The following is a 12,613-nucleotide window of genomic DNA, read 5'->3' on the forward strand; positions in this document are numbered from 1 at the left end:
GCAATGTGTCCCTTAATTAAACCAGAAGCAGCAGAGCGATAACCAGCACTGCACCTAAACCGAGAGAAGCCGCATACCAACGTGCCAATCCATTCTCACTGAAACTTAACCCTTTATTGGTGCCTTTAAGCAGGCAACCGAATAGATTAAAGAATTGGTTAACAGGATCATTTTGGATAAGCCACGCCGCCCCTTTATAAGGTTTGACAAACAGCACTTCATACAGTGCATCGAATCCCCAAGCATGGAACCACCATGTTGAGAAGAAACGACCTGTACGAGTATTAGCAACCTTAGAAACACATTGACGCTGTTTCAGGTATAACCATGCTGCAATGGCAACGCCTACTATCGCTACCACACCAGAAAGCGCTTCTAATACATATTTACCCTCATGCGATGCGCTTCCTTCAGGGAAAACAGCACCTAACGGTTGAGTAATTAACGCACCGATAAATGTTGATAACAGTGCTAATACCGCTAATGGGAAAGTATGTGTAAACCCTTTAACTTGGTGTGCTTCGGTTTTGGTTTCACCATGGAATACGATGAAAATCAAACGGAAGGTATAAAGTGACGTAAATAACGCACCAACTAAACCTGCAAGCATTAAGTTAAAATGCCCGTTTGAATACGCACCCCATAAGATTTCATCTTTACTGAAGAACCCTGCTGTTAACAGTGGTAATGCCGCTAATGCGCCACCACCAATTAGGAAACAGGCGTAAACAAATGGGATCTTCTTACGTAATCCGCCCATCTTAAAGATATTCTGCTCGTGGTGGCAGGCAACAATCACAGAGCCTGCAGATAAGAACAGTAATGCTTTAAAGAAAGCGTGAGTCATTAAGTGGAAAATTGCCGCATCCCATGCTTGAGCGCCTAAAGCCAAGAACATATAACCAATTTGGCTCATGGTTGAATAAGCAAGAATACGTTTGATATCGGTTTGTACTAAAGCCGCAAAGCCCGCTAACACTAATGTGACTGCACCAATAATACCGACTAATTCAAGTACTTCAGGTGCCATTAAGAATAGCGCGTTACTACGTGCAACCAAATATACACCTGCCGTAACCATCGTTGCGGCGTGGATTAATGCAGATACTGGTGTAGGGCCTGCCATCGCATCCGCTAACCATGTTTGTAATGGAAGCTGTGCTGATTTACCGACTGCACCGCCTAATACCATTAACATTGCCCAGTTAATGACGCTTGATCCTACTGCTAATTGCTCAGGAGCAAGTACTGCCATTTCACGGAAGCTCAATGTACCTAATTGGTCAAATAGGATAAACATACCGATAGCTAAGAACACATCACCGATACGCGTTACGATAAACGCTTTCATCGCAGCTGCGCCATTAGCAGGATTGCTATAATAGAAACCAATTAGCAGGTAACTACATAGACCAACCCCTTCCCACCCCATATACATCAGCATCATATTATCAGCCAGTACTAAGACAACCATACTTGCGATAAATAAGTTGGTATAAGCAAAGAAGCGAGAATACCCTTCTTCGCCACGCATATACCAAGATGCATACATATGAATAAGGAAGCCAACACCGGTAATCACACCCAGCATGGTTAATGAAAGACCATCAAGAACCAGTGTAAACGGAATATTGAAATTCCCTACTGACATCCAGTTCCATAAAGTCAGAACATACGTTTCTTGCCCATTAGCAAAGAAATCCATACCTGCCCAAAGTGCAACAAGGGCAGATAGACCAACAGAACCTGTACCAATCCATGCTGATACGTTTTCAGACCAACGACCACGCGAGAAAGCGAGCAGTAAAAATCCCAGCAGTGGTAGCAGAATGGTTAAATAGAGTATATTCATCCGCGCATCTCACTGACTGTATCAATATTGATGTTTTGGCGATGTCTATGAAGCTGTAACAACAATGCCAGACCAATACTTGCCTCTGCCGCCGCCAAACTGATTGCCATGATATACATTATCTGACCATCTGTTTGACCCCAAAAGCTACCACCGACAACAAATGCCAGTGCAGCTGCATTAATCATAATTTCTAGTCCGATCAACATAAACAACAGGTTGCGGCGAAGTACTAAGCAGGTAAAACCTAACACAAACAGTACCGCAGCCAAGATCAAACCATGTTGAAGAGGTATCATTTTTGCTCCCCTGCGTTTTCGTTTTCGACGAGATCGTCATGGCTCTTATCACGACCAATGTGGTAAGCAACAATCAATCCAGACAATAAGAGAACAGATGCTAACTCAACAGCCAGAATATAAGGCCCAAATAAGCTAATACCGACCTCTTTCGCGCCAATCACTTCTCCAGCAATTTCACCGTGAGTGACACTACTAATGGCGTAAATTAACACGACTAATAGCGTCAGAGATAAAAGCGCAGGCCCAATCCAAAACTTCGGTTGTAGCCACTTTTTCTCTTGATCAACAACGGATTTACCTAAGTTGAGCATCATCACCACGAAAACGAATAACACCATAATGGCGCCAGCGTAAACAATGATTTCTAATGCACCAGCAAAATAGGCGCCTAACGAGAAGAAAACCACAGAGAGCGCAATCAATGAAATCACTAAGTACAATAAAGCGTGTACAGGATTGGTATGAGTGATCACTCTCAATGTTGCAAGGATGGCAATCAGCCCCGCGATGTAAAATGCAAATTCCATGAATATCGCTCCTTACGGTAACAGGCTTTTGACATCGATAGGTTTAGCTTCATCATCCGCATCACCTTTATCTTTGCCGTTAATCGCCATACCTGTTTTACGGTAAAAGTTATATTCAGGATATTTGCCTGGCCCTGAAATCAACAGATCGTCTTTTTCATAAACCAAATCCTGACGCTTAAACTCACCCATTTCAAAATCAGGCGTTAATTGTAACGCCGTTGTTGGGCAAGCTTCTTCACATAAACCGCAGAAAATACAGCGAGAAAAGTTGATACGGAAAAACTCCGGATACCAACGACCATCTTCATGTTCTGCTTTCTGTAATGAAATACAGCCAACTGGACAGACTGCTGCACACAAGTTACAAGCAACACAGCGTTCTTCACCATCAGGATCACGAGTCAACACAATTCGTCCACGATAACGTGGTGCAACATTGACAGGTTCTTCCGGGTACATCTGTGTTTCACGTTTGGCGAAGGCATGTAAGCCAATCATCCAAATGCTTCGTACCTGGGTGCCGAAACCAGTCAATAACTCTTTTAAAGTCATGGTTCAATCACCCCTTATTGAGCGTTGTAAAGTATCACTGCAGCAGTGACCAGCAGATTGATAAGCGTTAACGGTAAGCAAATTTTCCAACCAAAAGACATCACTTGGTCGTAGCGCGGACGCGGTAACGATGCACGAATAAGGATAAACATCATCATGAAGAACCCTGTTTTCAGTGCAAACCAAATGAATGATGGTAAGAAAGGCCCTTGCCAACCACCAAAGAATAACGTCACGATAAGACCCGATACCGCAACGATACCGATATATTCACCAACAAAGAATAAACCGAATTTCATACCAGAATATTCAATGTGATAACCATCAGCCAGCTCTTGCTCAGCTTCAGGTTGGTCAAATGGATGACGGTGACAAACAGCAACCCCAGCAATCGCAAATGTAATAAAGCCAAAGAATTGTGGGATGACATTCCACATATTTGCTTGTGAGTTTACGATGTCAGTCAGGTTAAAAGAGCCCGCTTGTGCAACAACACCTAAGATTGAAAGTCCTAAGAACACTTCATAACTTACGGTTTGTGCTGATGCACGCATTGCACCTAACAGTGAATATTTGTTATTACTTGACCATCCTGCAAATAACACGGCATACACCGCAATACCTGCAACCATCAAGAAGAACAAAATACCGATGTTTAAGTCAGCAACAACCCATGTTGAGCTAACAGGTACAATCGCAAATGACAGCAGTAAAGATGAAAACGCAATTACTGGTGCAATGGTGAAGATAAAGCGGTCAGCAAATTTCGGGATCCAGTCCTCTTTAAAGAACATTTTGATCATATCCGCAATTAGCTGCGCTGAACCTGCATAACCTACACGGTTAGGCCCATAACGGTTTTGGAATAAGCCCAGTAAACGGCGTTCCCCCATACTCATAAAAGCACCACAAGTGACCACAACAAGCAAGATCACAACGGCTTTTAATACGGTGAGTAAAATCTCTGTAACTTCAGGAGATAACCAGCTCATTATGCAATACCCCGCAGTTGACGAACCGATACACCCACCAGCGATGGAGAAATACCTGCCATACCTAACGGCAAGCCAATTTGACCTTGAGTCAGGTGAGCACTGATTTTCACAGGTAAGGTGAATTCACGGCCTTCGTAAGTAAACATAGCTTGCTGACCTTGAGTTAACGCTAATGCTTGGGCATCAGATTCACTCAATGTTAAATAAGCGGTTTCCATACGAGATTGGATAACTTCAGCGCGTTGTGATAACTCTTCACTACCAAATAAACGGTAGCAAGGTGCGACAGTCCATTGATTTTTCTGTGCATTAAATGGCGCAGGAATATCAGTGAAGTAGCCAAGTGTATTATCACCACATTCAATTAAACGCACACCTGGATCGCCAAAGCGTAAGCTACCACCCACTTCTGCTTGGAATTTATTCCATGCTTGAGGTGAGTTCCAACCTGGTGCCCATGCAAATGGAATTTGCTGACGAGGTGCTGTTGGGCTGTTATTACCTTCCATTGAGAACGCAAATGGGGTGTCGATATCTTTTGGTTGGCGCTGTTCATGAACAGACACATTCGCCAGCATAGATGTACGACCACTATAACGATGTGGTTCACGAGCCAGTTTTTGTCCACGAATACGGAATGACGCATTTGGTGCCGCATCAACAATGCCAGCAAACTGAGGAAGACTCGTCGCACAATGTTCAATCACATTGTCTAACTGTGTCCAATCCAGTGTTCTTTCATGCCATTGTGAATCAACCGCACTCAACCAACGCCAGCTTTCATGCATCACCACTTCTTTGTTATAGAAAGAAGGTTCGAAAACTTGGAAATAACGTTGTGCTCTGCCTTCTTGACTCACCATTGTTCCATCACTTTCAGCGAATGAAGAAGCTGGGAGAACAAGATGTGCTTTCGCCATAATGTCAGTTTGCTGGTGGTCGATGACAATTAAGTTATCTACTTTAGCAATCGCATCATCAATCACGTCGGCATCAAAATGACGATATAAATCGTTTTCCATGACAACAACGGTGTTAACTTGACCACTACGCATCATTTTTAATGCGTCATCAAGTGGCTGTGCATTCATCATGGCAAGACCCATGCTGTTTGCATCATCAGCAACGAAAGAAAGCCCTACTTCATTACCTTTTGCTTTTAATGCAAAAGCAATGTTAGCGGCTGCTTTGATAACGTCTTCGCTACCCGCATGGCTACCACTGATAATTAATGGTTTCTTGGCTTGAGAAAGTGCTTGAACAACCATTTCGATGTGTTTATTCAGCGCTTCATCAATACCATCAACAGCTGGTGCATCACCGTTAATGTTATTCGCAATCGCAAAGCCTAAACGTGCTTGATCAACAACGGGTGCGCGATAACTCCACGCAGCAACATCATCGAGGCGAGTTTCATCAACATGAGTGACAAACAGTGGGTATTTTGCACGTTGCCCGATATTCATAATCGCAGCAATTTGCCAGTCAGCCACTTTTTGAGCTGCCGCCATTTCACGCGCTTTACCTTTCACGGCCTGACGTACAGACAATGCCATACGAGCACCAGTTTGTGTTAAATCTTCACCTAACACTAAAACGGCATCGTAATCTTCAATTTCACGCAGAGATGGAGTATGAACGCCACCTTTTTGTAAAATATCTAACATTAAGGTCAGACGTTTTTGCTCTGATGCAGAGATACCGCTATAGAAGTTTTCAGCGCCAACAACTTCACGTAATGCGAAGTTACTTTCAATGCTTGCACGCGGGGAACCAATACCCACGATACGCTGACTTTTCTTCAGCATATCCGCAGCTGCTTGAGTCGCTTGAACAGCGTTAATTTCTAACCAGTTACTGCCTAAACGTTTTTTAGGTTGACGAGGTCTGCTTGCTAAATTCACATAGCCATAGCCAAAACGACCACGGTCACAAAGGAAATAGCGGTTTACAGTCCCGTTATAACGGTTTTCGATACGACGTAATTCACCATAACGTTCACCAGGGCTGATGTTACAACCCATGCTACAACCCTGACAAATGCTTGGTGCAAACTGCATATCCCATTTGCGGTTATAACGAGATGAGTGGGTTTTATCGGTGAAAACACCCGTCGGACAAATTTCAACCAAGTTACCTGAGAATTCGCTCTCTAATGTGCCATCTTCAACGCGTCCAAAAAATACGTTGTTATGTGCACCAAAGACACCAAGATCAGTACCATCAGCATAATCTTTGTAGTAACGAACACAGCGGTAACAAGCAATACAACGGTTCATTTCGTGAGAAATAAACGGTCCCAAGTCTTGGTTTCTATGTGTACGCTTAGTAAAGCGATAGCGACGCATAGTGTGACCTGTCATTACCGTCATATCTTGAAGGTGGCAGTTACCGCCTTCTTCACAAACTGGACAGTCATGAGGATGGTTTGTCATATACCATTCAACAACGCTTTCGCGGAATTTCTTCGCTTCTTCGTCATCGATAGAGATAAACGTGCCATCAGTCGCAGGTGTCATACAAGACATCACTAAACGACCGCGGGTATCCTCAGCATTTTGATACTGCTTAACCGCACACTGGCGGCAAGCGCCAACGCTTCCCAGCGCTGGATGCCAGCAAAAATAAGGAATATCTAAGCCTAAATTAAGACAGGCTTCTAACAGGTTATCAGCCCCGTTAACTTCATATTCTTTGCCGTCTACATGAATCGTAGCCATAGTCAGCATGCTTCCCAAAGGCCTGCACAGCAGGCGTTAAACCTAGAATGTGTCGTGAAAAATTACCAGCGGCTTTTCAGTAAGTTAGGCTGAATACCTCTGATCAAGTTGGCATTGGTATAATCTTCTTGAATAATGCCAGCCTCAAATTCTTCACGGAAATATTTAATGGCGCTTTGTAAAGGTTCTACTGCACCCGGTGCGTGAGCACAGAATGTGTGTCCCGGACTTAAAGAACGACATAAATGTTCAAGGGTTTCGATATCACCAGGGCGACCTTTACCGTTTTCTATCGCACGTAAGATTTCGACACTCCATGGCAAGCCATCACGACAAGGTGTACACCAGCCACAAGATTCACGAGCAAAGAACTCTTCTAAGTTACGGGTTAATGAAACCATATTAATTTCATTATCTACCGCCATTGCAAGTGCTGTACCTAAACGGCTACCTGCTTTTGCAATCGTGCCAAAATCCATTGGAAGATCGAGGTGATCTTCTGTTAAGAAGTCAGTACCTGCACCACCCGGTTGCCATGCTTTTAGCTTAAGACCATCACGCATACCGCCTGCGTAATCTTCAAGGATCTCGCGCGCTGTTGTACCAAATGGTAATTCCCATAAGCCCGGATATTTCACGCGACCTGAGAATCCCATTAATTTAGTACCCGCATCTGGGCTTTTACCTTCACTTAAGCCGATATACCAATCTTTGCCGTGTTCAATAATCGCAGGCACATTACACAGTGTTTCAACGTTATTGACACAAGTTGGTTTACCCCATGCACCTGATGTTGCAGGGAATGGAGGTTTAGAGCGCGGGTTAGCACGACGACCTTCTAATGAGTTGATTAATGCTGTCTCTTCACCACAGATGTAACGACCTGCACCCGTGTGAACAAACAGTTCAAAATCAATGCCTGAACCAAAGATGTTTTTACCCAGAAAGCCTGCTGCTTTTGCTTCTTCAATAGCATGGCGCAGATTCTTAGCCGCTTCGATATATTCGCCACGAAGGAAAATATAGCCACGGTAAGCTTTTAGTGCGTGAGCGCCGATAATCATCCCTTCAATTAACAGATGTGGAAGTTCTTCCATTAAGAGACGGTCTTTATAAGTACCCGGCTCCATTTCATCTGCGTTACAAAGGATGTAACGGATATTCATGCTTTCATCTTTTGGCATCAGGCTCCATTTCAAGCCTGTTGAGAATCCAGCACCACCACGACCTTTTAGGCCAGCATCTTTAACTTCAGTGGTCACCTCAGTCGGTGACATACCTTTTAATGCTTTTTCTGCCGCTTTATAACCGTTTGTAGCACGGTATTCATCCAGCCATACAGGCTGACGATCATCACGTAAGCGCCACGTTAGCGGATGCGTTTCTGCGCTACGAATAATCGGTTTTGCTCCTGAAATTGCTGTCATGGATACTGCTCCAGTAACGTTTCAATCTCTTCAGGTTTAACAAAGCTGTGAGTATCGTCATCTACCATCATAGTAGGGCCTTTATCACAATTACCTAAACAACAGGTTGGCAGTAACGTAAAGCGACCATCTGGTGTAGTTTGACCAGGAATGATATTAAGGTGCTTTTCAATCGCTGCTTGAATGCCTTGATAACCTGTAATATGACAAACCACGCTGTCACAAAAACGAATGATGTGACGGCCAACGGGTTGACGGAAAATTTGGCTATAGAACGTCGCAACGCCTTCAACATCGCTTGCAGGGATCCCAAGAACATCCGCAATCGCATAAATTGCGCCGTCTTCAACCCAACCACGGTTCTTTTGCACAATTTTCAGTGCTTCAATAGAGGCTGCTCGCGGATCTTCGTAATGATGTTTTTCTTGTTCAATTTCAGCACGTTCTTCTTCAGTTAAAACAAACGTTGCTTTCTTTGAATGTGTTACATCAACGATTTCGATCTGCACAGCATCATCTTTTTGGTTTAATTCATTTTGCATGATTAACGATCCACATCCGACATTACAAAATCAATACTTCCCAGATACACAATCAAGTCAGAAACCAGACTACCGCGGATAACTGCGGGGATTTGCTGCAAGTGAGCAAAACTTGGCGTACGAATACGGGTACGGTAGCTCATTGTGCTGCCATCACTGGTTAAGTAATAGCTGTTGATCCCTTTAGTGGCTTCAACCATCTGGAATGATTCATTAGCAGGCATAACAGGACCCCATGAAACCTGTAGGAAGTGGTTAATCATAGTTTCGATATGCTGTAATGTACGCTCTTTTGGTGGAGGCGTTGTCAGTGGATGGTCTGCTTTAAATGGCCCTTCTGGCATATTTTTATAGCACTGTTCCAGAATACGTAAGCTTTGGCGTAGTTCTTCTACTTTCAGCATTACGCGGTCATAACAGTCACCATTACTTGCGACAGGGATTTCAAATTCAAAGTTTTCATAACCTGAATATGGACGCCATTTACGCACGTCAAACTCAACCCCGGTTGCACGAAGACCTGCACCTGTGACACCCCAATCTAATGCTTCTTTAGTATTATATGAGGCAACACCAATAGTACGACCTTTTAAGATACTGTTTTGCAGTGCTGCTTTTACGTAAGAATCTAGACGTTTTGGCATCCAATCTAAGAATTCACGTAATAAGCGTTCCCAACCGCGAGGTAAGTCATGAGCAACACCACCGATACGGAACCATGCAGGGTGCATACGGAATCCGGTAATTGCTTCAACGATGTTGTAAACTTTTTGACGGTCAGTAAAGGCAAAGAACACGGGTGTCATCGCACCAACGTCTTGGATAAAGGTACTGATATACAGTAAGTGGCTATTAATACGAAATAGCTCAGACAGCATGACACGAATGACTTTAACGCGTTCAGGCACTTCAATACCGGCAAGTTTTTCCACTGCAAGTACATAAGGCATTTCGTTAACGCATCCGCCGAGGTATTCAATTCGGTCTGTGTATGGGATATAACTGTGCCAAGATTGGCGCTCACCCATTTTTTCAGCACCACGGTGGTGATAACCCACGTCAGGCACACAGTCGACGATCTCCTCGCCATCAAGCTGAAGAATAATACGGAATGCACCATGAGATGATGGATGGTTAGGACCGAGGTTTAAGAACATAAAGTCCTCATTCTCAGTACCGCGTTTCATCCCCCACTCTTCAGGTTTGAATGTCAGCGATTCCATTTCCAGATCCTGTTTCTGCTTTGTCAGCACATAAGGATCGAACTCTGTCGCACGAGCAGGATAATCTTTACGCAGCGGATGACCTTCCCAATCAGGAAGCATCATAATACGGCGTAAATTTGGATGCCCATTAAAGACAATCCCAAACATATCCCAGACTTCACGCTCATACCAATTCGAGTTAGGGAAGATAGATGTGATAGTCGGAACATTAAGATCATTTTCACTTAATGCGACTTTCAGCATGATATCTTTATTACGATCGATTGATATCAGATGATAGAAAACAGAAAAGTCTGCTGCTGGCAAGCCTTGACGATGCGTACGAAGACGCTCATCAAAACCATGCATATCAAACAGCATGACATAAGGTTTTGGTAAAGATTTGAGGTATAGCATTACCTCAATAAGTTGTTCCCGTTTTACCCAAACAACTGGCATGCCAGTACGAGTAGGCTGGAACGTAAACGCATCTGGCCCAAATTTCTGACGCAGTTCATTAACCACCTGATCATCAATATGATCGGTCGTTTCCCACGCTGGCCGAGCGCCTTTTTGCGCTATCTGATCGGTCATTTCTATTCACCACAACTTTGATCAGGGTTACTATGATCGCAACACATTGCTCTGGTTACGTCTTAGGCAAAAGCCTTTAAATTTCGTCAGGAGTACGCAGGTTTTTCACTGCGATACGTTCACCGTGTTTTCTTTCTCGTTCTGATTGCATATTGGCACGGTAAACACCTTGGTCGCCGACAACCCATGATAATGGGCGACGTTCTTTACCAATGGACTCTTGTAATAACATCAGTGCTTGCATGTAAGCTTCAGGGCGTGGTGGACAGCCAGGAATATACACATCAACTGGAATGAACTTATCAACACCTTGCACTACTGAGTAGATGTCGTACATACCACCAGAGTTTGCACATGCCCCCATAGAGATAACCCATTTAGGCTCTAACATCTGATCGTATAAACGTTGAATAACGGGTGCCATTTTAGTAAAGCAAGTACCCGCAACCACCATAAAGTCAGCTTGACGAGGTGATGCACGTAATACTTCTGAACCAAAACGAGCCACGTCATGCACAGCCGTAAATGACGTCACCATTTCAACATAACAACAGGAAAGACCAAAGTTATATGGCCATAAAGAGTTTTTCCGTCCCCAGTTCACAACATCATGCAACGCATGTTCCAGTTTTCCCATATACACGCTGCGATGAACGTGAGCATCTAATGGGTCACTGACAATTTCCTGTGATTGCAGGGGATAACGGTCATTCTCACCGTTCGGATCTATGCGGGTGAGCGTATAATCCATTTCTAATGCCTCGCTTATTACTGCTGCGGATGTTTGCCGCTGGTTAATCGAACATGGCTTTTACTCGCGGTTTCACGACGAGAGCGAACAGGCGTCCAATCTAATGCGCCTATACGAACCAAATAGAATAATCCAGCTAATAAAATAGCGATGAAGACTGACGCTTCAATAAAGCCTAACCAGCCAACTTCACGAACGGAAACAGCCCAGGCATAAAGAAACAGTGCTTCAACATCGAAAATAACGAAAAACATGGCAACTAAATAGAATTTAGCTGACATGCGCAGACGAGCGCTGCCAACAGAATCAAGACCAGATTCATAAGGAACATGCTTTGCCCTTGCCTGTGCGCGTCCGCCTAAATAGCGGGCACCCAACAACATGAGCGAACATAACCCCAATGCGCCTATGAGGAAGACAGCAAATGCCCAATGATGGGCGATAACTTCGGTGGTTGTAGACATACTCATTGCTTACTCATCAAAGGTGGTGTCAATTAACCAACTCTTATCCGGCGGTTTACACCACATTTCTAATTACGAAAAAAAAGGCGAATTAAACAGACTTGCTAATTAAAGAAATAATAACAGTCTATTTATACCTTTATTATTTTTTGGAAAACTTTGCGACAAATCACTCAGTTTTCCATCGCGATTTAACAAATTTAACACTCATTTTTAACACTCAATTACTGGCTAATGCTAAAACGTGTCAGTCAACCGACAAACTTTATGCTAACACGCTTAGTCTAACCGATAATTCGATTTTACTACACCAGTATCTCAGGAAAAACCTGACTCAACACAGGCAAATGTGCCTTATTTTCTTGATCAAACTCACAAAATAGTCGAAAAAATACTTAATCAGTTTAAAATTTATCCAAATTTTAACAAATTAACTTTCTAATATTGTGGAGGAGGTCAAATATCCGATTAGATTTACTTTTTTATTCTCTTAAAACCTAGACAATCTTTTTATTTGTTAACAAATCCTACAACTGATTAACCAAGCGGAAAGGTAAACATTTTTTTAACAAACAGTTAAGGTAGTTTTGGGATGAAATGTCACAAAGATAAATACATAAAACAACATAATTATTAACAAGGTGTTACTATTTCAAAAAATGGCAATAAAAAACGGAAA

The 12,613-nt window shown here is 43.2% G+C and carries 11 protein-coding genes; all 11 read right to left on the bottom strand.

Annotated elements, in window-relative coordinates; translation table 11 throughout:
- Positions 1 to 16 precede the first annotated feature (16 nt).
- Positions 17 to 1,852 (bottom strand): NADH-quinone oxidoreductase subunit L, encoded by a 1,836-nt coding sequence (gene nuoL, locus ACNARN_RS14415; RefSeq protein ID WP_416304600.1) that lies wholly within the window; start codon positions 1,850 to 1,852, stop codon positions 17 to 19.
- The gene (gene nuoK, locus ACNARN_RS14420) at positions 1,849 to 2,151 is read right to left on the bottom strand and encodes an NADH-quinone oxidoreductase subunit NuoK (protein ID WP_099073810.1); all 303 of its coding nucleotides are present in this window, start codon (positions 2,149 to 2,151) and stop codon (positions 1,849 to 1,851) included. Before nuoK ends, nuoL begins: the two co-directional genes overlap by 4 nt.
- The gene (nuoJ, locus tag ACNARN_RS14425) at positions 2,148 to 2,681 is read right to left on the bottom strand and encodes an NADH-quinone oxidoreductase subunit J (protein ID WP_109374124.1); all 534 of its coding nucleotides are present in this window, start codon (positions 2,679 to 2,681) and stop codon (positions 2,148 to 2,150) included. Before nuoJ ends, nuoK begins: the two co-directional genes overlap by 4 nt.
- Positions 2,682 to 2,693: 12 nt before the next feature.
- Positions 2,694 to 3,236 carry an NADH-quinone oxidoreductase subunit NuoI gene (gene nuoI, locus ACNARN_RS14430; RefSeq protein ID WP_006533299.1) on the bottom strand — a complete coding sequence of 181 codons (543 nt, stop codon included), beginning with the start codon at positions 3,234 to 3,236 and terminating at the stop codon, positions 2,694 to 2,696.
- Positions 3,237 to 3,250: 14 nt separating this feature from the next.
- On the bottom strand, positions 3,251 to 4,228 hold the full coding sequence (gene nuoH / locus ACNARN_RS14435) for an NADH-quinone oxidoreductase subunit NuoH (protein WP_006533300.1): 978 nt from the start codon (positions 4,226 to 4,228) through the stop codon (positions 3,251 to 3,253).
- Positions 4,228 to 6,960, bottom strand: coding sequence for an NADH-quinone oxidoreductase subunit NuoG (nuoG, locus tag ACNARN_RS14440; protein ID WP_198619768.1), 2,733 nt, complete (start codon positions 6,958 to 6,960; stop codon positions 4,228 to 4,230). The genes nuoH and nuoG overlap by 1 nt, the downstream gene beginning before the upstream one ends.
- A gap of 53 nt (positions 6,961 to 7,013) precedes the next feature.
- Positions 7,014 to 8,378, bottom strand: coding sequence for an NADH-quinone oxidoreductase subunit NuoF (nuoF, locus tag ACNARN_RS14445; protein ID WP_023581728.1), 1,365 nt, complete (start codon positions 8,376 to 8,378; stop codon positions 7,014 to 7,016).
- On the bottom strand, positions 8,375 to 8,920 hold the full coding sequence (gene nuoE, locus ACNARN_RS14450; RefSeq protein ID WP_006533305.1) for an NADH-quinone oxidoreductase subunit NuoE: 546 nt from the start codon (positions 8,918 to 8,920) through the stop codon (positions 8,375 to 8,377). Before nuoE ends, nuoF begins: the two co-directional genes overlap by 4 nt.
- Positions 8,921 to 8,922: 2 nt before the next feature.
- Complete coding sequence (nuoC, locus tag ACNARN_RS14455) at positions 8,923 to 10,719, bottom strand: NADH-quinone oxidoreductase subunit C/D (RefSeq protein WP_100158480.1); 1,797 nt, start codon at positions 10,717 to 10,719, stop codon at positions 8,923 to 8,925.
- Between the two features lie 76 nt (positions 10,720 to 10,795).
- Entirely contained in the window at positions 10,796 to 11,470 is a 675-nt protein-coding gene (locus ACNARN_RS14460; RefSeq protein ID WP_004243697.1) for a NuoB/complex I 20 kDa subunit family protein, read from the bottom strand.
- A 17-nt stretch (positions 11,471 to 11,487) separates the two neighbouring features.
- On the bottom strand, positions 11,488 to 11,940 hold the full coding sequence (locus ACNARN_RS14465; RefSeq protein ID WP_036912633.1) for an NADH-quinone oxidoreductase subunit A: 453 nt from the start codon (positions 11,938 to 11,940) through the stop codon (positions 11,488 to 11,490).
- Positions 11,941 to 12,613 lie beyond the last annotated feature (673 nt).

The organism is Proteus sp. TSJ240517 (assembly GCF_047921575.1).
In the GTDB taxonomy this organism is placed as follows: domain Bacteria; phylum Pseudomonadota; class Gammaproteobacteria; order Enterobacterales; family Enterobacteriaceae; genus Proteus.

Coding starts and splice junctions, on each gene's coding strand:
- nuoL (WP_416304600.1), bottom strand. CDS start 1,852: ATGAATATACTCTATTTAACCATTCTGCTACCACTGCTGGGATTTTTA.
- nuoK (WP_099073810.1), bottom strand. CDS start 2,151: ATGATACCTCTTCAACATGGTTTGATCTTGGCTGCGGTACTGTTTGTG.
- nuoJ (WP_109374124.1), bottom strand. CDS start 2,681: ATGGAATTTGCATTTTACATCGCGGGGCTGATTGCCATCCTTGCAACA.
- nuoI (WP_006533299.1), bottom strand. CDS start 3,236: ATGACTTTAAAAGAGTTATTGACTGGTTTCGGCACCCAGGTACGAAGC.
- nuoH (WP_006533300.1), bottom strand. CDS start 4,228: ATGAGCTGGTTATCTCCTGAAGTTACAGAGATTTTACTCACCGTATTA.
- nuoG (WP_198619768.1), bottom strand. CDS start 6,960: ATGCTGACTATGGCTACGATTCATGTAGACGGCAAAGAATATGAAGTT.
- nuoF (WP_023581728.1), bottom strand. CDS start 8,378: ATGACAGCAATTTCAGGAGCAAAACCGATTATTCGTAGCGCAGAAACG.
- nuoE (WP_006533305.1), bottom strand. CDS start 8,920: ATGCAAAATGAATTAAACCAAAAAGATGATGCTGTGCAGATCGAAATC.
- nuoC (WP_100158480.1), bottom strand. CDS start 10,719: ATGACCGATCAGATAGCGCAAAAAGGCGCTCGGCCAGCGTGGGAAACG.
- ACNARN_RS14460 (WP_004243697.1), bottom strand. CDS start 11,470: ATGGATTATACGCTCACCCGCATAGATCCGAACGGTGAGAATGACCGT.
- ACNARN_RS14465 (WP_036912633.1), bottom strand. CDS start 11,940: ATGAGTATGTCTACAACCACCGAAGTTATCGCCCATCATTGGGCATTT.